The sequence below is a fragment of the Kitasatospora sp. NPDC058190 genome, from assembly GCF_042883685.1.
GTDB lineage: Bacteria > Actinomycetota > Actinomycetes > Streptomycetales > Streptomycetaceae > Kitasatospora.
The window spans coordinates 1-1,962 of sequence record NZ_JBHVVI010000283.1; the positions used below are offsets into that span (position 1 = coordinate 1).

A 1,962-nucleotide genomic window follows, 5' to 3' on the forward strand; every position below is an offset into this window, starting at 1 on the left:
GCGTGGAACCTCCACGAGCGGACCGAGGACCAGGACCTCAAGGCCTTCGTCCTGTTCTCCTCCATTTCGGGCGTGATGGGCAGCGCCGGCCAGGGCAACTACGCGGCGGCCAACGTCTACCTGGACTCCCTCGCGCACTGGCGCCGCCACCAGGGCCTGCCCGCCCAGTCCCTGGGCTGGGGCGCCTGGATGCCCACCGCCGGCATGACCGGCACTCTCTCCGAAGCCGACCTGCACCGCATTCACGCCACCGGCGTCCCGCCCCTGACCGAGGAACAAGGCCTCGCCTTGCTCGACGCCGCCATGGGACTCGACGAGCCCTACCTCGTCCCCATCGGGCGGGCCACCGGCCCAGCCAGGATGCCCGGCACCGTGCCCGCGCTGCTGCGCGGACTCGTCCGCGGCGCCCGCCGCGCGGCCGAGTCCACCGGCGGTCGCACCGGAGCGGTGGCCGCGCTCGCCGCCCGCCTCACCGAGCTGCGCGAGGCCGACCGGCTGCGCCACGTCGTGGACCTGGTCCGCACCGAGGCGGCGGCCGTCCTCGGCCACGCCTCGCCACAGGCCGTCGCCGCCGACCGGGACTTCCACGACCTCGGTGTGGACTCCCTCACGGCACTTGAGCTGCGCAACCGCCTGACCGCCGTCACCGGCCTGCGCCTGCCCGCGACCCTGGTCTTCGACCACCCGACGTCCGCCGTCCTCGGCGCTCACCTGCTCGGCGTGCTCCTGGACGAGCAGGACGCGGCGGACGACGCCGCGCTGTTCGGCCAACTCGACCGCCTGGACGCGGCTCTGGCCGATGCGGACACCGACGAGGCGACCCGCAACGCGGTTTCGCTCCGGCTGCGCCGAATGCTGGAGAAATTGCGAAACCAGGACGCGCAGAATGCCGAGGACGCCATTGCGGAGCGGCTCGAAGCAGCGAGCACCGACGAGGTCCTGGCCTTCATCGACAACGAGCTCGGCCGTCTGAGCGACCGCTGACCGACCCCGCCTCATCACAGGAAGGCACCACCCCCCATGTCGAACGACAGCAAGCTCGTTGACTACCTCAAGTGGGTCACGGCCGACCTGCACCAGACACGCCAACGACTGCTGGAGGTCGAGTCCGGCCGGCACGAGCCGATCGCCATCGTCGGCATGGCATGCCGCCTGCCGGGCGGGGTGACCACCCCCGAGGAGCTCTGGCGGCTGGTCGCGGACGGGCGGGACGGCATCACCGGGTTCCCCGCCGACCGCGGGTGGGACATCGCGGCGCTGCTCGGCGAGGGCACCGGCAGCAGCGCCTCGATCGAGGGCGGATTCGTCACGGCCGGCGAGTTCGACGCGGGCTTCTTCGGGATCTCGCCGCGCGAGGCCCTCGCGATGGACCCGCAGCAGCGGCTGCTGCTGGAGACGTCCTGGGAGGCCTTCGAGCGGGCGGGCATCGACCCGAGTGGCCTGCGCGGCACCCGCACCGGCGTGTTCGTCGGCACGGCGGGCGTCGACTACGTCGGCGTGGTGATGAACTCGGACGAGGACATGGAAGGTCACGCGACCACCGGCCTGACGGCGAGCGTGCTGTCCGGCCGGGTGTCGTACACCTTCGGCCTGGAGGGTCCGGCGGTCACCGTCGACACCGCGTGCTCCTCCTCGCTGGTGGCGATGCACCTCGCGTCGCAGGCGCTGCGGGCCGGCGAGTGCACGCTGGCCCTCGCGGGCGGCGTCACCGTGCTGTCGACGCCGATGAGCTTCTCCGGCTTCTCCCGGCAGGGCGGGCTCGCTCCGGACGGGCGCTGCAAGGCGTTCGCGGACGGCGCGGACGGTACGGGCTGGGCCGAGGGCGCGGGTGTCCTGGTGCTGGAGCGGCTGTCGGACGCCCGCCGCAACGGGCACCCCGTGCTGGCCGTCCTGCGCGGCTCGGCCGTCAACCAGGACGGTGCCTCGAACGGCCTGACGGCCCCCAACGGCCCGTCGCAGCAG

At 73.1% G+C, this 1,962-nt stretch carries 2 protein-coding genes; both read left to right on the forward strand.

Annotated features, from left to right (window positions below; all coding sequences use genetic code 11):
• Positions 1 to 984, forward strand: a 984-nt coding sequence (locus ACFVWU_RS44805; RefSeq protein ID WP_387632478.1) for a beta-ketoacyl reductase, incomplete at its 5' end; no start/stop codon positions are given.
• Between the two features lie 36 nt (positions 985 to 1,020).
• The coding region (locus ACFVWU_RS44810) for a beta-ketoacyl synthase N-terminal-like domain-containing protein (RefSeq protein WP_387632480.1) at positions 1,021 to 1,962 on the forward strand (942 nt) is incomplete at its 3' end.